The sequence below is a fragment of the Variovorax sp. PBL-E5 genome, from assembly GCF_901827185.1.
Classification (GTDB): Bacteria; Pseudomonadota; Gammaproteobacteria; order Burkholderiales; family Burkholderiaceae_C; genus Variovorax.
Genome location: NZ_LR594671.1, coordinates 756,229 through 774,495 on the forward strand (window position 1 = coordinate 756,229; position 18,267 = coordinate 774,495).

Annotated in this window: 18 protein-coding genes; 16 read left to right on the forward strand and 2 right to left on the reverse strand. The window is 69.8% G+C overall.

Translation table 11 applies throughout. The features are described 5' to 3' along the window. Positions 1-2: 2 nt before the first annotated feature. From WDLP6_RS03685 to WDLP6_RS03730, 10 genes are read left to right on the forward strand one after another with little or no spacing between them, the layout of a single operon-like run. The gene (locus tag WDLP6_RS03685) at positions 3-854 is read left to right on the forward strand and encodes an FAD binding domain-containing protein (protein WP_162591258.1); all 852 of its coding nucleotides are present in this window, start codon (positions 3-5) and stop codon (positions 852-854) included. Further along, positions 851-1,360, forward strand: a complete 510-nt coding sequence (locus WDLP6_RS03690; RefSeq protein ID WP_197910134.1) for a (2Fe-2S)-binding protein — start codon at positions 851-853, stop codon at positions 1,358-1,360. Before WDLP6_RS03685 ends, WDLP6_RS03690 begins: the two co-directional genes overlap by 4 nt. Continuing rightward, positions 1,357-3,717 carry a xanthine dehydrogenase family protein molybdopterin-binding subunit gene (locus tag WDLP6_RS03695; protein WP_162591259.1) on the forward strand — a complete coding sequence of 787 codons (2,361 nt, stop codon included), beginning with the start codon at positions 1,357-1,359 and terminating at the stop codon, positions 3,715-3,717. Before WDLP6_RS03690 ends, WDLP6_RS03695 begins: the two co-directional genes overlap by 4 nt. Continuing rightward, positions 3,714-4,580 carry an alpha/beta hydrolase gene (locus WDLP6_RS03700; protein WP_162591260.1) on the forward strand — a complete coding sequence of 289 codons (867 nt, stop codon included), beginning with the start codon at positions 3,714-3,716 and terminating at the stop codon, positions 4,578-4,580. Before WDLP6_RS03695 ends, WDLP6_RS03700 begins: the two co-directional genes overlap by 4 nt. Then, on the forward strand, positions 4,581-5,780 hold the full coding sequence (locus WDLP6_RS03705; protein ID WP_162591261.1) for an amino acid ABC transporter substrate-binding protein: 1,200 nt from the start codon (positions 4,581-4,583) through the stop codon (positions 5,778-5,780). Position 5,781: 1 nt separating this feature from the next. Beyond that, positions 5,782-6,684: a branched-chain amino acid ABC transporter permease gene (locus tag WDLP6_RS03710; RefSeq protein ID WP_162591262.1), complete on the forward strand. Its 903-nt coding sequence runs from the start codon at positions 5,782-5,784 to the stop codon at positions 6,682-6,684. A 1-nt stretch (position 6,685) separates the two neighbouring features. Beyond that, positions 6,686-7,630 carry a branched-chain amino acid ABC transporter permease gene (locus WDLP6_RS03715; RefSeq protein WP_162591263.1) on the forward strand — a complete coding sequence of 315 codons (945 nt, stop codon included), beginning with the start codon at positions 6,686-6,688 and terminating at the stop codon, positions 7,628-7,630. Next, complete coding sequence (locus WDLP6_RS03720; RefSeq protein WP_162591264.1) at positions 7,627-8,358, forward strand: ABC transporter ATP-binding protein; 732 nt, start codon at positions 7,627-7,629, stop codon at positions 8,356-8,358. Before WDLP6_RS03715 ends, WDLP6_RS03720 begins: the two co-directional genes overlap by 4 nt. Further along, positions 8,355-9,077, forward strand: a complete 723-nt coding sequence (locus WDLP6_RS03725) for an ABC transporter ATP-binding protein (protein WP_197910135.1) — start codon at positions 8,355-8,357, stop codon at positions 9,075-9,077. The genes WDLP6_RS03720 and WDLP6_RS03725 overlap by 4 nt, the downstream gene beginning before the upstream one ends. Positions 9,078-9,095: 18 nt before the next feature. Further along, positions 9,096-9,923, forward strand: coding sequence for an alpha/beta fold hydrolase (locus WDLP6_RS03730; RefSeq protein ID WP_197910136.1), 828 nt, complete (start codon positions 9,096-9,098; stop codon positions 9,921-9,923). 155 nt (positions 9,924-10,078) lie between these two features. On the opposite strand, the gene WDLP6_RS03735 is transcribed toward WDLP6_RS03730, so the two are convergent. Further along, on the reverse strand, positions 10,079-10,912 hold the full coding sequence (locus WDLP6_RS03735; RefSeq protein ID WP_162591265.1) for a helix-turn-helix transcriptional regulator: 834 nt from the start codon (positions 10,910-10,912) through the stop codon (positions 10,079-10,081). 240 nt (positions 10,913-11,152) lie between these two features. On the opposite strand from WDLP6_RS03735, the gene iaaH reads away from it, so the two are divergent. Genes iaaH through WDLP6_RS03760 form a run of 5 tightly spaced genes read left to right on the forward strand, consistent with a single transcriptional unit; the run spans position 11,153 to position 17,081 of the window. Then, the gene (iaaH, locus tag WDLP6_RS03740) at positions 11,153-12,559 is read left to right on the forward strand and encodes an indoleacetamide hydrolase (protein ID WP_162591266.1); all 1,407 of its coding nucleotides are present in this window, start codon (positions 11,153-11,155) and stop codon (positions 12,557-12,559) included. Positions 12,560-12,592: 33 nt separating this feature from the next. Continuing rightward, complete coding sequence (locus WDLP6_RS03745) at positions 12,593-13,747, forward strand: substrate-binding domain-containing protein (protein ID WP_162591267.1); 1,155 nt, start codon at positions 12,593-12,595, stop codon at positions 13,745-13,747. A gap of 34 nt (positions 13,748-13,781) precedes the next feature. Beyond that, positions 13,782-14,639: a branched-chain amino acid ABC transporter permease gene (locus WDLP6_RS03750; protein WP_162591268.1), complete on the forward strand. Its 858-nt coding sequence runs from the start codon at positions 13,782-13,784 to the stop codon at positions 14,637-14,639. Further along, positions 14,617-16,392 (forward strand): branched-chain amino acid ABC transporter ATP-binding protein/permease, encoded by a 1,776-nt coding sequence (locus tag WDLP6_RS03755; RefSeq protein WP_162591269.1) that lies wholly within the window; start codon positions 14,617-14,619, stop codon positions 16,390-16,392. The genes WDLP6_RS03750 and WDLP6_RS03755 overlap by 23 nt, the downstream gene beginning before the upstream one ends. Then, on the forward strand, positions 16,389-17,081 hold the full coding sequence (locus WDLP6_RS03760) for an ATP-binding cassette domain-containing protein (protein ID WP_232076951.1): 693 nt from the start codon (positions 16,389-16,391) through the stop codon (positions 17,079-17,081). The genes WDLP6_RS03755 and WDLP6_RS03760 overlap by 4 nt, the downstream gene beginning before the upstream one ends. A 16-nt stretch (positions 17,082-17,097) precedes the next feature. On the opposite strand, the gene WDLP6_RS03765 is transcribed toward WDLP6_RS03760, so the two are convergent. Then, on the reverse strand, positions 17,098-17,373 hold the full coding sequence (locus tag WDLP6_RS03765) for a hypothetical protein (protein WP_162591270.1): 276 nt from the start codon (positions 17,371-17,373) through the stop codon (positions 17,098-17,100). 178 nt (positions 17,374-17,551) lie between these two features. On the opposite strand from WDLP6_RS03765, the gene WDLP6_RS03770 reads away from it, so the two are divergent. Then, on the forward strand, positions 17,552-18,259 hold the full coding sequence (locus WDLP6_RS03770; protein WP_162591271.1) for an aspartate/glutamate racemase family protein: 708 nt from the start codon (positions 17,552-17,554) through the stop codon (positions 18,257-18,259). The last annotated feature ends 8 nt before the right edge of the window (positions 18,260-18,267 follow it).

Genomic DNA, 18,267 nt, shown 5'->3' on the forward strand with positions numbered 1-18,267 from the left:
CCATGAGCAGCCTGCGGGGCCTGTACCGCCCGAAGACCGTCGAGGAAGCTGCGGCCCTGCTGGCGCAGGACGACGAGGCCAGGCTGCTGGCCGGCGGCGCGACGCTGGTCGCCATGCTCAATGCGCGCGTGATCGAGCCCGCTGCGTTGATCAGCCTGGCCGACATCGACGAGATCAAGGGCATCTCGCTGCTGGACGACGGCCGCGTGCGCATCGGCGCCTTCACGCGCCATCGCGACACGGCCGGCTGCGCGCTGGCGCTCGGCAACGCCGCGGTGGTGCGCCATGCGGCCTCGCAGATCGCCAATGCGACGGTGCGCAACATGGGCACCATCGGCGGCTCGATCTCGTTCGCCGATCCGGGCCTGGACTATCCGCCGGCGCTGGTGGCTGCGGGTGCGCAGATCGAGATCGCGTCCACCGCCGGCCGCCGCACGCTGCCGGCTTGCGAGTTCTTCGTCGACTGGTACCTGACGGCGCTGGAGCCCGGCGAACTGGTCACGGCCGTGCTGTTGCCGCGGCCCGACCGTGGCACCGGCGTCTACATCAAGCATGCGCGCGTCGCGGGCGACTACGCGACCGCGTCGGTGGCGGCCTGTCTGCTGGAAGACGGGCGCATGCGCGTCGCCGTCGGCGCCTGTGGCCCGACGCCGCTGGCCGGCGCGGACGCCGACGAGATCCTGTCCGCCGATCGCGGCGACGCCGCCATCGCGCGCGCCGGCGAGCTGCTGGTCGCACGGGCCGACCCGCTCGACGATGTGCGCGGCAGCGCCGACTACCGGCGCCGCTTGATTCCCCGCCTGCTGCTGCGCGCGGTGCGCAGCGTCGAAGCCCTTTCCCGGAGTGCCGCATGAACCCCGATGCCATCGCGCCCTCGCAGGCCATGGTCAGCCTGAACGTCAACGGCGAGCGCGTGCAGGTCGGTGCCGCCCTGCACGACACGCTGCTCACCGTACTGCGAGACCGCTTGCAACTCACTGCCGCCAAGCGCGGCTGCAACCAGGGCGTCTGCGGTGCCTGCACCATCCGCGTCGACGGCGTGCCGATGCGCGGCTGCCTGAGCCTGGCGCACAACTGCGAGAGCGCCGAGATCGCGACGCTCGAAGGCCTGCAGGACAGCCCGCGCATGCGCGCGTTGCAGACGGCCTTCGCCGAATGCGGCGCTTTCCAGTGCGGCTTCTGCACGCCCGGCATGCTGGTCAGTGCGCAGGCGCTGCTGGAGCGCAATGCGCAGCCCGACGAACAGGCCGTGCGTTCAGCGCTGTCGGGCAACCTGTGCCGCTGTACCGGCTACGTCAAGATCGTCCAGGCGGTGCAGGGCGCGGCCCGCGCGCTGGCGCATGAAGGAGCCGCGCAATGAACGCCGTCGCGATCGAGCCCGTCGAGGAAAGCCGAGGTGCGGTCGGCCAGGCCGTGCCGCAGCTCGAAGGCCACGAGAAGCTCAGCGGCAGCGCGCAGTACATCGCCGACCTCTACCGGCCCGGCATGCTGTTCGGCGCCATCCTGCAAAGCCATCTGCCGCATGCGCGCATCCTCGGCTACGACCTGAGCGCGGCCAAGGCGCTGCCGGGAGTGCGCGCCATCGTCACCGGCGACGACCTCGACGACGGGCACCGCATGGGCGCCTTCATCAAGGACGAGCCCGCCTTCGCCAAGGGCAAGGTGCGCTATGTCGGCGAGATCGTCGCCGCCGTGGCCGCCGACACCGAAGCCATCGCGCGGCAGGCGGTGCGTCTGATCCGTGTCGACTACGAGGAGTTGCCCGCGGTGCTCGATCCCGAGCAGGCCTTCGCGCCGGGCACGGCGACCGTGCATGACGATGCCGCGTCCTATGTCAAGGTCTTCGATGCCGGCACCGAAGGCAACCTCTGTTCGCGCACGTCCCTGGGTTGCGGCGACATCGACGCCGCCTGGGCGCAGTGCGACCTGATCGTCGAAGGCACCTGGCGCACGCAGGCCCAGGCCCACCTGTCGCTCGAACCCTGCGGCGCGCTGGCGGAGGTCGATGCAGCCGGCCGCGTCACGCTGTGGTCGGCCAACCAGTCGGTGTTCCGCGTTCAGGCCAGCGTCTGCGAATCGCTGGGCCTGCCGATGACGCGGCTGCGCTGCCTCACGCCGCGCATCGGCGCCGGCTTCGGCAACAAGATGGAGGCGCACGTGCAGCCGGCCGTGGTGCTGCTGGCGCTGAAGGCGCGCAAGCCCGTCAAGCTGATCCTCAGCCGCGAGGAAGATTTCGAATCGGTGCGTGCGCGCCATCCCGCGATCGTGCGCATGAAGACCGGCGTCAAGCGCGACGGCATGCTGGTCGCGCGCGAGACCGAACTGCTGCTCGACGGAGGCGCCTACGGCGACGACAGCCCGGGCGTGCTCGGCTACGCGCTGCTGATGAACTGCGGGCCTTATCGCATCCCCAACGTCCATGCGCATGGCCGTGTGGCCTACACCAACAAGCTGCGCTTCGGCGCCTTCCGCGGCTTCGGCGTGCCGCAGGTCACCTTCGCCTCGGAGACGCAGCTCGACGAGATCGCGCACAAGCTCGGCATGGACCCGATGGCGCTGCGCCGCAAGAACGCGCTGGCCGGCGACGACCCGTGGTTCGGCGGCCAGCCGATCCTGTCCAACGGTCTCGCGCAATGTGTCGACATCGTCGAGAAGGCATCGCGCTGGCAGGCGGCCGATCGCTCGGCGCCAGCCGCACCCGGCTTCAAGCGCGGCTTCGGCATGGCGCTGTCGGCGCACATCAGCGGCCTGCTCGCATCGGGCGCGATCGTGCGCGTGCTGGAGGATGGCACGGTGCTGCTCAACACCGGCGCGGTCGACATCGGCCAGGGCTCGAACACGGTGCTGACGCAGATGTGCGCCGAAGCGCTCAAGCTGCCGGTCGAGCGCGTCGCCATCGCGAGTCCCGACACCGACGGCTCGCCTTACAACTGGGGCACCACCGCGAGCCGCGTCACCTACGTCACGGGCCGCTCGGTGGTCGGCGCCGCGGCCGAGGTGGAAGACAAGCTCAAGCAGCAGGCCAGCCAGATGCTCGAATGCGCACCGGAAGATCTCGAACTGCTGCCGGGCGGCCGCGTCGCGATCAAGGGCGTGTCGCAGCGCGCCGTCAGCTTCGCCGAGATCTCCGGCCGCGCGCACTGGGCCGCGGGCGGGCCGATCATCGGCACCCACAGCTGGGTCTTCGACCAGAAGACCATCGACCCCAAGCGCGCGATCGCCAACGGCTTGCCCTTCTCGCAGATCGGCATCTACAGCTTCAATGCGCTGGTGGTCGAGGTCGAGGTCGACGAGCTCACCGGCAAGGTGCGCGTGTGCAACGCCTGGTCGGCCTGCGACATCGGCCGCACCATCAATCCCGTCATGGCCACAGGGCAGGTCGAGGGCGCTTTCGTGCAGGGCATGGGCTTCGCGCTGACCGAGGAGATGGTGTGGGACGGCGCGCGCCTGGCCAACCCGAGCCTGATGGACTACAAGATCCCGACCTTCGCCGAGCTGCCCGACAGCGTCAACGCGTACCTCGTGGAGTCGAACGAGCCGAGCGGTCCCTTCGGCGCCAAGAGCGTCGGCGAGCTCGGTATCAACGGCGTGGCGGCGGCCGTCGCCAACGCGATCGCCGATGCCACCGGCGTGCGCCTGAACCGGCTGCCGCTGACGGCCGAGCGCGTGCTCGATGCGCTGCTGGCACGCGACGAGGCAGGGAGCGCCGCCGCATGAAGCTCGATCACTATCCGCCGCAGGAGCCGCTGTCGCCGCTGGGCGCGGCATACCAGGCCCGCATCCTCGCGCTCGGCGAGGGCATCGAGGGCGAGGCGCATGCCTACGGCGCGGACCCGTACCAGACGCTCACCGTGTTCCGGCCCGAAGCGCCGAGCGGCGATGTGCTGCTGTTCTTCCACGGCGGCGGCTGGACCAGCGGCTACAAGGAGTGGATGTACTTCATGGCGCCCGCGCTGCTGGCGCAGGGCGTGACTTTCGTGAGCGCGGGTTACCGGCTGGCGCCGGGCCATGTGTTCCCGGCCGGCTTCGAGGACGGGGCCGATGCGGTCGCGTGGGTGTGGCGGCATGTCGCAGGGCAGGGCGATGGCGCGCACCGTCTCTTCGTCGGCGGGCATTCGGCCGGTGGCCACTATGCGGCATTGCTCGCGGTCACGACGGGCTGGCGCGCGGCGCACGGGTTGCCGCCCGATGTGCTGAGCGGTTGCCTGCCGGTGTCGGGCGTCTACCGCCTCGGCGCCGACAGCGGCATCAACAGCCGGCCGCGCTTCCTCGGCACGCAGGCGCCCGAGCGCGCCGATGCGGCCGCGTCGCCGATCGCACGCGTCGAGGCGGCCGCCTGTCCGCCTTTCCTGATCACGCACGGCAGCCGCGACTTCCCGCACCTCATCGTGCAGGCACAGCAGATGGCCGCAGCCCTCGAGGCCGCTGGCGTTGCCGTGCAAACCCACATCCTCGAAGGTGCAGACCACTTCGAGGCCAGCGTGGCCTGTGGCGAACGTCCCGCGGGATGGCCGGCACTCGCAGCAGCGTGGATGCGGCAGCGCGCCGCATCACCCCATCCCGTCGACAGGAGAACCTGAATGCAAAGTCCGACCCTGAACCGCAGATCGATCGTCGGCGGCATCGCCGCACTGGCCGCGGCCTTGTCCGCGCGAGGCGCCTTCGCGCAGGCCGACAAGCCCGTGCGCATCGGCTTCTCGATGGCCCGCACCGGCATGCTGGCCAACGCGACGCCATCGCAGTCCAACACCTACGAGCTCTGGAAGGAGCAGGTGAACGCGCGCGGCGGCATGGACGTCGGCGGCCAGAAGCGCAAGGTCGAGTTCGTCACCTACGACGACCAGTCCAAGCCCGAGCAGGCGGTGCGCATCTACGAGAAGCTGATCACCGACGACAAGGTCGACCTGCTGCTCGCGCCCTGGGGCACGCCGTTCCAGATCGCCATCGCGCCGGTGCTGGAGAAGTTCAAGTTCCCGATGGTCGGCAACACCGCCGCGTCGGTCGCGCTGCGGCAGGTCAAGCCGGGCTACATCTGGTTCCCGACCTCGGCCATTCCGGACCGCATCGGCGTCGAGCTCACCGCGATGCTGAAGGCGCAGAACGTCAAGTCGGCGGTGGTGCTGTCCAACGTGCTGCCTTTCACCAAGGAGATCAAGAACTATCTCGAGCCCGAGCTCAAGAAGGCCGGCATCGAGATCAAGCTCTCCACCGAGTACCCACCGGACATCAAGGACATGACCTCGATCCTCACGCAGGTCAAGCAGGCCAATCCGGATGCCGTGCTCGCGCTCGCCTACCCGAGCGATTCGGTGCTCTATGCCAAGCAGGCCAAGGAACTCGGCATTGCGAGTCCGTTCCAGTTCATCGCCATCGGACCGAGCGATGCCTTCTTCGCCAAGGCGGTCGGTGCCGCGTCGGCCGAAGGCGTGGTCACCATCGCGCACTGGACGCCGCGCGCCGAATGGAAGGGCTCGCAGGCCTTCTACGACGCCTACGTCAAGAAGTTCGGCGAGGATCCGGACTACCTCAACTCGGCGCTGGCCTGGATGTCGCTCGAGATCCTCGAGACCGCGGTCGCCAAGGCCGGCCTCGACAAGAACAAGATCCGCCAGATCGTCAGCACCGAGACCTTCGACACCATCAACGGCAAGGTGCGCTTCGACGGCGTGCAGAACGCGATCACGCCGACCGCCTTCGTGCAGACGCAGAAGGGCAAGCTGCAGCTCGTGTGGCCGAAGTCGATCGCGACCGGCCAGTACGAGCCCAAGAAGTCCTGGTGAGATGCCCGTTCTCGACGTCCTGCTGTCGGGGCAGCTGCTGTTCGCCGCGCTGGTGACGGGTTCGCTCTATGCGCTGGTGGCGCTCGGGCTGAACCTGGTCTACGGCACGATGCGCATGCTCAATGTCGCGCACGGCGACCTCGTGATGCTGGGCGCCTATGGCGGCTACTGGGCCTTCAGCATCGCCGGCGTCTCGCCGCTGCTGGCCGCGCCGGTGGTGGCGGGGCTCGGCGGGCTGCTCGGCTACCTGCTGTACCGCGGGCTGTTCCGCCGGCTGCTGGCGCGCAGCGCGACCGATGCGGGGCGCATGGAAGGCAACTCGCTGCTGCTCTTCTTCGGCCTGTCGATCATCCTGCAGAACGCCGCGGCCATGCTCTTCACGCCCAACAACCGGGCCTACCAGTACCTCGACGAAGTCTGGCATGTCGGCAATGTCTCGATGACGGGCAACCGCATCGCCGCGCTCGCGGTGGCGGGCAGCACCTGCATCGCGATCGCGGTGTTCCTCGGCCGCAGCATGGCCGGCCTGGCGATGCGTTCGGTGATCGAGCGGCGCGAGGCGGCCTTCATCGTCGGCGTCGACGTCGACCGTGTGCAGTGGACCAGCTTCGCGCTCGGCTTCGCGAGCGCGGCGCTGGCCGGCGTGCTGATGTCGATGCTCGAACAGTTCTCGCCCTTCTCGGGCTTTCCCTTCACCATCGCCGGCTTCATAGTGATCATCCTCGGCGGCCTCGGCAACGTGATGGCCGGGCTGGTGGCGGCGCTGGTGCTCGGCGCGATCGAGACCTACGGCGTCGCGCTCACCTCGGCCAATCTGCGTTCGGTGCTGCTGTACGGCTGCTTCGTCGGTGCGTTGCTCCTGTTCCCCAACGGCCTCTTGGCCAAACGCTCGGCCCGAAGCTGACATGAATTCTCTTGGGCGCGAACGCTCCTGGCTGGTCCTTCTTGCCGCCGGCATCGTCGCGATGTCGGTGCTGCCCTTCGTCGCCAACGACTACATCGTCGGCACCGGCCTCACGCTCTTGATGTGGCTCGCGCTCACGCAGAGCTGGTGCGTGCTGTCGAAGATGACCGGCTACGTCTCGCTCGGCCACGTGGTGTTCTACGGCCTCGGCGCCTACCTGGTGGTGGTGACCTGGCAGCAGGTGCCGCTGTGGCTGGCGATCCCCGCGGCCGGGCTGCTCGCGGCCGCCTTCGCGGCGCTGGTCGGGCTGCCGGTGCTGCGTGTGCGCGGACCCTACTTCGTGATCCTGACCTTCGGGCTGGCCGAGCTGGTCAAGTTCAGCATCATGGCGATCGAGTCGGCCAGCGGCACTGCGAGCCGGATCCTGTTCGGCACGCCCGATCTCGTGATCGTCTACTTCGCGATGTTCGCGCTGGCACTGCTCGCGACCGGCCTCCTGACCTGGGTCAGCCGCTCGCGCTTCGGCCACGGCCTGCGCTCGCTGCGCGAGAATGAGGAGGCCGCCGAGACGCTCGGCGTGCCGGTGGTGCGCTTCAAGCTGATCGCCTTCGTGCTCTCGGCCGCGATCCCGGGCATGGTCGGCGCGGTGATGGCGCTGCGCTCGACCTACTTCGTGGTCGACGGCGTGTTCGATCCGATGATCTCGATCACCGTCATCGCGATGGCGATCCTCGGCGGCGGCGACAACGCAAAGGGGCCGCTGCTCGGCGCCGTGTTCCTGTTCCTGGTGCAGGAGCTGCTGTGGGCCAACGCGCCGCTGCTCTACATGATCATCCTCGGCGCGATCCTCATCACCTTCGTGCTGCTGCTGCCCAACGGGCTGGTGGGGCTGGCCGATGCGTGGGCGCGCAGGCGCGATGCCGCCGCGGAAGGAGCCGAATCGTGAGCGCACTGCTGTCCGTGCAGGGCCTGGGCAAGCGCTTCGGCGGACTGACCGCGCTGCACGACGTGTCCTTCGAAGTCGGCGCCGGCCAGATCGTCGGCGTCATGGGCGCCAACGGTGCCGGCAAGACCACGCTCTTCAGCCTCATCGCCGGCAACTCGCGCCCGAACGCGGGCCGCATCGAATTCGACGGCCAGCAGATCGTCGGCCTGCGGCCGGATCAGATCTGCCGGCTCGGCGTTGCGCGCACCTTTCAGATCGTCAAGCCCTTCGCTTCGCTGACCGTGCTGGAGAACCTGCGCACCGGCGCGATGTTCGGCCGCGCGCAGCACCTGCACGTGGCCGAGGCGGATGCCGCATCGCGCCGCGTGCTCGAAGACCTTGGCCTCGCCGCGATGGCGGACCGCCGCGCTTCGGCGCTCACGCTGTCGGGCCAGAAGCGGCTCGAGATCGCGCGCTGCGTGGCGACCGGTGCGCAGCTGCTGCTGCTCGACGAGGTGATGGCAGGGCTCACGCCCACCGAGGTCGGCGAGATGCTCGAGACGCTGCGCCGCCTGCAGCAGTCGCGCGGCCTCACGCTCCTGGTCATCGAGCACGTGATGCGCGCGCTGATGGAGCTGTGCGGCCGCATCGTCGTGCTGCACCACGGCGAGCTGATCGCCGAAGGTTCGCCGGCGGAGATCGGCGACAACCCGAAGGTGCTGTCGGTGTATTTCGGAGCGCATGCATGACGGCTTCCCACGTGATGCTCGAAGTCGAGGGGCTGGTCGCCGGCTACGGGCCGACCCGCGTCATCCATGGCCTGTCGCTGCAGGTGCGCGCGGGCGGCGTGACTGCGCTGCTTGGCGCCAACGGCGCGGGCAAGACCACGCTGATGAAGACGCTGTGCGGTCTCTTGCCGGTGCAGGGCGGCACGCTGCGCTTCCTCGGCGAAGACATCGGCCGCAGCGCCGCGGACCGGCGCGTGCTGGCCGGCCTGGTGCTGGTGCCCGAGGGCCGCATGGTGTTCCCCACGCTCACGGTGCACGAGAACCTGCGCCTGGGCGGCATCAACCTGCGCGCGCGACCGCAATGGCGGCGCAACGTCGAGCGCGTGTACGAGGTTTTCCCGCGCCTGCGCGAGCGTTCGTCGCAGGCTGCGGTCACGCTGTCGGGCGGCGAGCAGCAGATGCTGGCCATCGGCCGCGGCCTGATGGCCGAACCGAAGCTGATGCTGCTGGACGAACCCACGCTCGGCCTCGCGCCGGTGATGGCGATGGAGATCTTCGCGCTGGTGCGCCGCCTCACCGCCGAGGGCCTGACGCTGCTGCTGGCCGAGCAGGATGTGCAGCGCACGCTGGAGGTCGCCGGCCAGGCCTATGTGGTCGAGAACGGCCGCATCGCGGCCGAAGGACCGGCCACCGACATCGCCGGCGATCCGCGCATCCGCCAGGCCTACCTGGGACTCTGAACAGGACACGACATGGGCATGAGCTATCGCATTCCGGGTTCGCCCGCACTGGCCGTCGACCTCGCCGGCACCGGGCCGCTGGCCCTCTTCATGCACGGCATCGGCGGCAACCGCAGCAACTGGCGCGCCAACCTGCCGGCCTTCGCGCCGCACTTCGCCTGCGTGGCCTGGGACGCGCGCGGCTACGGCGACAGCGAGGACTACGAAGGCACGCTCGCCTTCGACGATTTCGTCGACGACGTGCTGCGCGTGCTCGACCACTTCGGCGCCGAGCGCGCGCACCTGGTCGGCCTGTCGATGGGCGGCCGCATCGCGATGCGCGCGGCGCTGCTGCATCCGCAGCGCATCGCGACGCTGACGCTGCTCGACACGCACGAAGGCTTCGAGGCCTTCACGCCGCAGCAGCGCCAGGATTTCGTCGACAGCCGGCGCGCGCCGCTGCTGGCCGGGCAGTCGCCGGCCGACATCGCCGATGCGGTCGCGCGCTCGCTGGTCGGGCCACACGCCACGACAGCGCAACTGCAGCAGCTGATCGACAGCATCGCGGCGTTGCACAAGGATTCGTACATCAAGTCGCTGCGGGCCACGGTCGACCAGGTGGTGCTGGGCGACATCTCGCGCATCACGGCGCCGGCACACTTCGTGGTCGGCGCCGACGACCGGCTCACGCCGGTGGCGATGCATCGCGAGATGGCGGCCAAGCTCGGCGGCGCACCGGTCACGGTGCTGTCGCGCGCGGGCCACTTGAGCAACATCGAGAATGCGCCGGCCTTCAACGCGGCGGCCGTCGAGTGGCTGGCGCCGCGCGCCACGCTCGGATCGACGCCGCTGCACTGGCCGGCCTGAGCCTTAGAAGATTTGCTTACATCTTTGCCAGAGGTGCTGTTTCGGCAGGCACCCTGTCGCAACGACCAGCCGGCGAGGCTTCCGCGCGAATTGCGCATCGTTGTCCACACCCTTGTCCCCCGGCGCGGTGGAGAACTTGCGGGCTTGCTGCGCCCTCAGTGGGTTCGTGCCGGCGATGCCGCGGAGGCCGTGCCGGCCTGCAGGCGCAGCCGGCGCCGCGTCAGCAATTCGGTTACCACATGGGCGAGCCGATTGCGGCCCTTGACATCCAGTTTTAGCAGGGCGTTTTTCAGGTAGTAGCGCACCGTGGAGATTTCGATGCCGAGCTCGCGCGCGATTTCCTTGTCCGCGTAGCCGCGCGAGGCCAGCATGGTGACCTCCGCCTCGCGCTCGGTCAGCCGCGCGTGCTCGGCCAGCAGCAGCGGCACGTCGGCCGCCTCGTCGCTCGGCAGCACGATCGCGTCGGCCGGCGCCGGCTTCTGCAGGCGCACGAAGGCGGCGGTCAAGGCCGGCTCGATCATGCGCAGGATCGCCAGGTCGTTGGCATCGAAGTCGTCGCGCGACTGGGTGCGGAACACCAGCAGATCGCCGACGCAGCGGCCCTCGGCGTAGGCATACAGGTTCATGCCCCAGTAGATGCCATGCACGCGCAGGAAGTCGTTGAAGAACTCGGTGCGCGTGAGTTCGCTCATCGAGAACACCTGGCTGAAGGAGGCGCAGCGCATCGGCTTGAGCGCCGGCGTGACCGGATCGCAGAACTGGTAGTAGTGGTCGTAGGTGGCCGCGTGCGCCGCGTCCATGTTGTGCGCGACGCGGATCACATAGCGCGAGGTCTCGGGGTCCATGTCGCGCGACACCATGCTGTCGGCGCCGAGCAGCCGCGTGACCGGTCCCGCGAGTTGCTGCCTCAGCTCGTCGGCATCCTCGGCGTTGACCAGCAGTCGAAAACTTTCCGCCAGCGCGGCGGACTGTCGCTCGCTCAGGTACATGGCAACTCCAATCCTCTGTGTTCGTCGGCGTCCGGGCGTCGCTGACCGCTTCGTTCCAAGCAACAAGGGTGCCCGGCCGCCGGTGCGACGGGTTCGCTGTCCCCTCATTCTTCAGGGGAGCCGTCGCGAACCCCGCTCGATATGCTGAACGTATCGCAACACCTGTCCGCAGGCAATCGGGGTTCGCGCAGGTGCGGCCCGGCCGCGCCGGGCGCCCGACCACCTGTATCGAGAGCTTCCATGAACGCGTCTGAACTCGGAATCGTCGAATTGCAACGGGCGCTGGCGCAGCGCGAACTCAGCTGCGCCGACCATGTCGAGGCGCTGATCGCCCGCACCGAGGCCGCCGCCGGCCTCAACGGCTATGTCGATTTCGATCCCGCGCCGCTGCGCGCCCAGGCACGGCAGGCGGACGCTCAGCGCGCCGCCGGCACCGCGCTGCCACTGCTCGGCATTCCGATCGCGCTCAAGGACAACATCGACACCGCCGATCTGCCGACCAGCGCAGGCACGGGCGCATTGCGCGGCAAGCGCCCGAAGGCCGATGCCGAGATCGTGCGGCGGCTCAAGGCGGCCGGCGCGATCGTCGCGGGCAAGGCCAACATGCACGAGCTCGCCTTCGGCATCACCTGCAACAACGCGGTCACCGGCGCGGCGCGCAATCCGTGGGCGCCGGACCGCATTCCGGGCGGCAGCAGCGGCGGCTCGGCGGTGGTGGTCGCGGCCGGGCTGGTGCCGGCGGCGATCGGCACCGACACCGGCGCCTCGGTGCGCCTGCCTGCCGCGCTGTGCGGCGTCGCCGGGCTGCGGCCGACGGTAGGCCGGGTGCCGGGCCGCGGCATCGCGCCGATCGCTTCCACGCGCGACACCGCCGGTCCGATCGCGCGCAGCGTGGAGGACCTCGCGTTGCTCGATGCGGTGCTGACCGGCGATGCGACGCCGGTGCCTGACGCATCACTCGCCGGCCTGCGCCTGGGCATTCCGCGCGAACGCTTCTGGGGCGAGCTCGACGCGCCGGTCGCCGCGGTCATGGACGACGCGCTGCAGCGGCTGCGCGCAGCCGGTGTGGTCCTCGTCGAAGTCGCATTGCCGGGCCTCGACGCGCTCAACGATGCCACGGGCTTTCCGGTGGCGCTCTTCGAATTCCTCGACGAGATGCCGCGCTACCTGCGCGATGCGGGACACGGTGTCGACATCGCGCAATTGCTGGCGGGCATCGGCAGCCCCGACGTGGCCGGCATCCTGCGACCGCTGCTGGCGGGCGGTGCGATTCCCGAAGCGGTCTACCGCGGCGCGCTCGAAACGCGCGGCCAGTTGCAGCGCCTCTACCGCGACACCTTCGAAAGCAACGCGGTGCGGGCGCTCGTGTTCCCCACTTCGCCGCTCACCGCGCGGCCGATCGGCCAGGACGAGACGGTCGAGTTCAATGGCCGGCAGGTGCCGACCTTCCTCGCCTTCATCCGCAACACGGACCCCGGCAGCAACGCCGGCATCCCCGGCATCAGCCTGCCGGCCGGGATCGCGAGCGATGGCCTGCCGGTGGGCCTCGCGCTCGATGCGCCGGCCGGCAGCGACCGGCAGCTGCTGGGCATCGCCGCCGCCATCGAGCGGGTGCTGCCGCGTGCCGCCATGCCTTCGATTTCCTGAGCCCCGACCCGCCCAAACATGAGGAGCCTCGTGATGAACCGTCGCCATTTCGTTTCGTTCGCAGCGGGCCTGACCGGCGCTGCGCTGGCCTCGCGCAATGCGTTCGCGGCCACGCCGCTGAAGGTCGCCGTGATGATCCCGCTGAGCGGGCCGGCCAGCCTGTTCGGCGCCTCGTCCAAGGCCTGCGCGGAGCTCGCGGTGGAGCAGATCAACGCGCGCGGCGGCATCCTCGGACGCAAGCTCGAGATCGCGATCGGCGACGCCGGCCTGCCGCCCGCCGAGGCCGCGCAGACCGCGCTCAAGCTGTGGAAGGGCGGCAAGTGCGAGGTCTTCATCGGCATGCACGACAGCGCCGTGCGCGGCGCGCTCAACGGCCTGTTCAAGGGCCAGGTGCCTTACTTCTACACGCCGGTGTACGAGGGCGGCGAATGCGCGGCGGGCGACTTCATGAACGGCGAGACGCCGTCGCAGCAGCTCGAGCCCGTGATCCCGTGGCTCACCGGCGAGCGCAAGATCAAGAAGTGGTACCTGATCGGCAACGACTACATCTGGGGCCGCAACACCAACGGTGCCGCCAAGGGCTACATCGCCCGGGCCGGCGCGCAGGTGGTCGGCGACGAGTACGTCGCCTTCACCGTCGACAACTTCGACTCGAGCCTGGCGCGCATCCGCGACTCGGGCGCCGACGCGGTGCTGGTGTCGCTGGTGGGCGGCTCGTCGGTCACCTTCAACAAGGCCTTCGCCGGCTTCGGCCTGGCCGACAAGGCGGTGCGGCTCGGATCGCTGATCGAGGAGAACACGCTGGCCGGCATCGGCAACGAGAACGCGAAGAACCTGTACGCCAGCATGGGCTATTTCTCGACGCTGACGACACCCGGCGCCACCGCCTTCGCCGCGGCCTATGCCAAGCGCTTCGGCGACAAGGCGCCGATGCTCAACGGCCTGGCCGAATCGACTTACGAAGGCTTCCTCATGCTGGATGCGATCGCGACCAAGGCCGGCGACCTGAACGTGGCCAAGATGGAGCGCGCAAGCGAAGGTGCGACCTACCAGGGCCCGCGCGGCACCGTGACGATGCATGCGCGCCATGTCGACCAGGACATCTTCGTGGCCGACGTGAATGCCAAGGGCTTCAACATCGTGAAGACCTTCTCGCACGTGCCTTCGGGCCAGAGCTGCAAGGCCTGAGCAACGCACGCACCGCAGGCGAGCGATCGAGCCGATGGACAACAACGCGCTGCTGCTGCAGCTGCTGAACATCGCCTACCAGCTGTCGACGCTGGCTCTGATCACGCTCGGCCTCGCCGTGGTGTTCGGGCTGCTCGGCGTGCTGAACATGGCGCACGGCGAGTTCGTGATGCTGGGTGCCTACTCGGTGGTGGTGGTGCAGGGCCTCGGGCTGCCGCTCCTGTGCGCGGTACCGCTGGCGATGGTCGTCTGCGCGGCCATCGGCTGGGTGGTCGAGCGCTGGCTGATCCGGCCGCTCTATGCGCGGCCCTTCGACACGCTGCTTGCGACCTGGGCGCTGGCGCTGCTGATCCGCAAGGGTGTCGAAAGCCTCTTCGGCAAGGGCTACCGCAATGTCGAGACGCAGATGGCCGCGCCCGTGTCTTTCTTGGGCGTCAGCTATCCGGCCTACCGGCTCGCGCTGATCGCGATGGTGATCGCGATCATGGTCCTGCTGGTGCGCTGGTACCGCGGCAGTTCGGCCGGCCTGCGCGTGCGTGCGATGACCGGCAATCCGGTGCTCGCGCAGGCGCTCGGCATCGACACCGAGCGGCTGGCTTCGCGTGCCTTCGTCGTCGGCGTGACGCTGGCAGGCCTTGCGGGCGTGATGCTCGCGCCGCTGGTGCGCATCGAGCCCGGCATCGGCGTCGACTACTTGCTCGACTCGTTCTTCGTGCTCGTGGTCGGCGGGCTCGGCACGCTCTCGGGCCTGGGCGGCGGCGTGGCCGTGATCGGCGGCACCAAGGCCGTGGTGTCCGGCCTCGCGGACCAGACCAGCGGCTATGCCGTCGTGCTCGTCCTTTCCATTCTGTTCCTCTGGCTGCGACCCCATGGACTCTTCGGACGCCGTTGAGCGCACCGGCCTCGCGATCAGCGCCGGGCCTGCGCTGAAGCCATGGATCGGCACCTTCGCGCTGGCCCTCGGCCTGATCGCGGTGCCGCTGGTGGCGGACAACTTCGTCGCCTACGAGATCGCGCTGTTCCTGATCTACGGCATCGCGACGCAGGGCGTGGCGCTGTGCTGGGGCCAGTGCGGCTTCCTGCCGCTGGGCCATGCGCTGTTCTTCGGCCTTGGCGCCTACCTCGCGGGTGGCATCCTCAAGGCGGCCGAGCAGGGCAGTGCGTGGCTGGCGCTGCTGCCGATCGCGGTGCTGCTGCCGGCGGCTCTGGCGTGGCTGATCGCGCACCTGGTGTTCGTGCGCAATGCGCGCAGCGGGCCCTTCTTCTCGCTGATCACGCTCGCGGCCACCATGCTCGGCTTTCTCGCGGCCCAGCAGTGGAGCGCGGTCACCGGCGGCTTCAACGGCCTCTCGGGCATCCCGGAGCTGCCGGGCACCGAGCGCTTCACCACGCTGTACTGGGTGATCGCGGCGGTCGCCGTCGCCAGCACCGCCGGGCTGACGCTGCTGATGCGCCGGCCGATCGGCGTGCTCTGGCGCGCCATCGCGCAGAACGAGGACCGGCTCCAGTTCTTCGGCTTCGCGACCCATCGCTGGAAGGCCGGCGCCTTCGCGCTGTCGGCCGCGCTGGCGGCGCTGGCGGGCCTGCTGTTCGCGGCCCACCAGGGCATCGTCACGCCGCTGGCGACGGACTACGTGCTGGCCACCCAGTTCGTGATCTGGGCGGCCGTCGGCGGCAAGGCGAGTCCGCTCGGTGCCTTGCTCGGTGCCGTCATCGTCGGCTATGCCTCGTCGGAACTGCGCGATCACTTCAGCGCCTGGGAGGTGATCGTCGGCATCGCGTTCATGGGCGTGGTGCGCTTCCTGCCGAACGGCGTCGCGGGATGGTTCGAGCGCTGGCGCCGGGCCGAGGCGGCGCCCCACGCGGTGCCGGCGCCCGCGGCACCGCTGCGCGGCCTGCCGTCGCTGGTCTTCGAGGAGGTCGCCACCGGGCATGCGGGCGTGACGATCCTCGACGGGTTGACGCTCGCGTTGCAGGGGCCGGGCATCCGCTGCGTGATCGGTCCCAACGGCGCTGGCAAGACCTCGTCCTTCAACGTGATGACCGGCCGGCTGCCGGTGCGCGGCGGCCGCATCCATTTGCATGGCGAGGACATCTCGGGCTGGCCCGCATGGCGCGTGGCGCGCCGCGCGGTGGGCCGCAAGTTCCAGATCCCGGCGGTGTTCGCCGAGCTCAGCGTGCGGCAGAACCTCGCCATCGCCTTGTGGGCCGAGCGGCTCGGCGGGTGGCAGGCCTTCGCGCGCGCGCCGCTCGGCTGGCACTCGCCGATGGAGGACGAGATGCTGGGCCTGTTCCCGATGCTGCAGAGGCAGCTCGATCTGCCCGCGGGCCGGCTCGCGCAGGGCGACCGGCAGGCGCTCGAATTCGTGATGACCGTGCTGCCCGAGCCGCGTCTGTTGCTGCTGGACGAGCCGTGCGCCGGCCTGTCGCCCGCGGAGACGCGGCGCATGATCGATGCCATCAAGGTGGCCGCGCGCCGGCTCGATGCCGCGGCGCTGGTCATCGAGCACGACATGAGCGCGGTCGCGGTCATCGCCGGCCACGTGTATGTGCTCCACCAGGGCCGGCTGCTGGCCGAGGGCAGCCTGGCCGAGGTGCAGGCCGATGCCCGGGTGCGCGCGGTCTATGCGGGAGGCAGCAAGTGACCGAGGGCTTCGTCTTCGACGGCGTGGTCGCGGGCTACGGCGACACCACGGTGCTGCGCGGCATCGGCGGCGCGGTCCGGCCGGGCCGCGTGCTCGGCGTGCTGGGCCGTAATGGCGTGGGCAAGACGACGTTGATGCGCGCGCTGGCCGGCTTCCTGCCGCTGATGGGCGGCAGCGTGCGCTTCGGCCCGCGCGAGCTGGCGAAGGTGCCCGCGCATGCGCGCCTCGCGGCGGGCATCGCCTACAGCCCGCAGGAGGACACGGTGTTCACCGAGCTCAGCGTCGGCGAGAACCTGCGGCTGCATCTGGCCGATGGCGGCATGGCGCGCTATGCGCCTTACTTCGAGGCCTTTCCGCGCCTGGCCGAACGCGGTGCGCAGCGGGCCGGATCACTCAGCGGCGGCGAGCGCAAGCTGCTCGCCTTCACGCGCACGCTGGCGCTGGATGCGGCGGTCACGCTGATGGACGAACCGACCGAGGGCGTGCAGCCGGAGAACATCGAGCGCATGTCGCGCCTGGTGCGCGCGCGTTGTGAGGCGGGGGGCGGCTTCGTCATCGTCGAGCAGAACCTGTCCTTCGTGCTCGGCACGGCCGACGAGGTGCTGCTGCTGGACCATGGGGAGGCCGTGCTCGCGGGGCCGATCGGCGGATTCTCCAGGAGCGACCTCGAGGGCCGCCTCGTCGTGTGAGGCTCGGAGCGCGGGCCTACGGCAGCTGCGCGGGCATCGTCTCCACGCCCCATTCGGCGCGCATGCCCGACAGCATGAGCCCGGTGTGCGTGTGCGCCGCAGCGACTTCGGCCGCCTCGTGCGAGCGCAGCGCGGCGACGCCGGAGGCGGTGGCCGAATTGTAGGTTGGCAACGGGCCGCGCGCATAGTCGACGACGGTGGGCGTGTCGCCCGGCTGTCCCGAGACGATGATCGTCCAGTAGTAGTGCCCGGGGATGGGCTCGTCGACGATCAGCTCCAGATTGTTCTTCATCATTGTCCGGTGGGTGGAGGCCATGCCGTATTGGGCGTGCAAACGCCGCAGGGCGGGGAGTGCGGATTTCACGGATCGGCGAATCGTCGGTAAAGATGCGGCCGCGACGACACAGCCGCGGCGCGGGTTCAGAATGGCGAGCCGGCAGCCCGCGCTGCGTTCAACCAGGTGCCACGCCATGCCCCAGCACATCGGAATCGTCGGCTGCTCCGCGGAAGGAGCGGCCCTTTGCTATCGCACGATCTGCGCCGAAGGCGCGCAGTTCCTCGGCCCGCACGCGCATCCCGAAGTCTCGATGCATACCTTCTCGCTCGCCGACTACACGCAGTGCCTCGACCGCGGCGACCTCGCGGGCGTGGGCGAGCTGATGCTCGGCTCGGCGCACAAGCTCGCGAGGGCGGGCGCCGACTTCCTGATCTGCCCCGACAACACCATCCACCAGGCTTTTTCGCATGTGCAGGCGCGCTCGCCGCTGCCGTGGCTGCACATCGCCGAGGTGGCTGCGGCCGAAGCCGTGCGGCGCGGCTTCGGCCGGCTCGCCATCACCGGCACGCGCTGGCTCGTGGACAGCGAGGTCTATCCCGAGAAGCTCGCAGCGCGCGGCCTTGCGTACGTGCGCCCGAGCGTGGAGGACCGCACGGACATCCATCGCATCATCATGGACGAGCTGGTCCGCGGCATCTTCGAGCCGGCGTCGGTGGCCAGCTTCCAGCGCGTCATCGCGCGCCTGAAGGACGAGGGCTGCGATGCCGTGGTGCTCGGCTGCACCGAGATCCCGCTGATCATCGACGACACCAACTCGCCGCTGCCGACGCTCGATTCGACGCGCCTGCTGGCGCGCGCCGCGCTGCGCCGCGCGGTCGAGGCCGACACGGCCCGGCGCTGAAGGCCGTT

What these genes read in the sequence shown, in the direction of transcription:
- WDLP6_RS03685 (WP_162591258.1), top strand. Translation starts at nt 3, where the DNA reads ATGAGCAGCCTGCGGGGCCTGTACCGCCCGAAGACCGTCGAGGAAGCT.
- WDLP6_RS03690 (WP_197910134.1), top strand. Translation starts at nt 851, where the DNA reads ATGAACCCCGATGCCATCGCGCCCTCGCAGGCCATGGTCAGCCTGAAC.
- WDLP6_RS03695 (WP_162591259.1), top strand. Translation starts at nt 1,357, where the DNA reads ATGAACGCCGTCGCGATCGAGCCCGTCGAGGAAAGCCGAGGTGCGGTC.
- WDLP6_RS03700 (WP_162591260.1), top strand. Translation starts at nt 3,714, where the DNA reads ATGAAGCTCGATCACTATCCGCCGCAGGAGCCGCTGTCGCCGCTGGGC.
- WDLP6_RS03705 (WP_162591261.1), top strand. Translation starts at nt 4,581, where the DNA reads ATGCAAAGTCCGACCCTGAACCGCAGATCGATCGTCGGCGGCATCGCC.
- WDLP6_RS03710 (WP_162591262.1), top strand. Translation starts at nt 5,782, where the DNA reads ATGCCCGTTCTCGACGTCCTGCTGTCGGGGCAGCTGCTGTTCGCCGCG.
- WDLP6_RS03715 (WP_162591263.1), top strand. Translation starts at nt 6,686, where the DNA reads ATGAATTCTCTTGGGCGCGAACGCTCCTGGCTGGTCCTTCTTGCCGCC.
- WDLP6_RS03725 (WP_197910135.1), top strand. Translation starts at nt 8,355, where the DNA reads ATGACGGCTTCCCACGTGATGCTCGAAGTCGAGGGGCTGGTCGCCGGC.
- WDLP6_RS03730 (WP_197910136.1), top strand. Translation starts at nt 9,096, where the DNA reads ATGAGCTATCGCATTCCGGGTTCGCCCGCACTGGCCGTCGACCTCGCC.
- WDLP6_RS03735 (WP_162591265.1), bottom strand. Translation starts at nt 10,912, where the DNA reads ATGTACCTGAGCGAGCGACAGTCCGCCGCGCTGGCGGAAAGTTTTCGA.
- iaaH (WP_162591266.1), top strand. Translation starts at nt 11,153, where the DNA reads ATGAACGCGTCTGAACTCGGAATCGTCGAATTGCAACGGGCGCTGGCG.
- WDLP6_RS03745 (WP_162591267.1), top strand. Translation starts at nt 12,593, where the DNA reads ATGAACCGTCGCCATTTCGTTTCGTTCGCAGCGGGCCTGACCGGCGCT.
- WDLP6_RS03750 (WP_162591268.1), top strand. Translation starts at nt 13,782, where the DNA reads ATGGACAACAACGCGCTGCTGCTGCAGCTGCTGAACATCGCCTACCAG.
- WDLP6_RS03755 (WP_162591269.1), top strand. Translation starts at nt 14,617, where the DNA reads ATGGACTCTTCGGACGCCGTTGAGCGCACCGGCCTCGCGATCAGCGCC.
- WDLP6_RS03765 (WP_162591270.1), bottom strand. Translation starts at nt 17,373, where the DNA reads ATGAAGAACAATCTGGAGCTGATCGTCGACGAGCCCATCCCCGGGCAC.
- WDLP6_RS03770 (WP_162591271.1), top strand. Translation starts at nt 17,552, where the DNA reads ATGCCCCAGCACATCGGAATCGTCGGCTGCTCCGCGGAAGGAGCGGCC.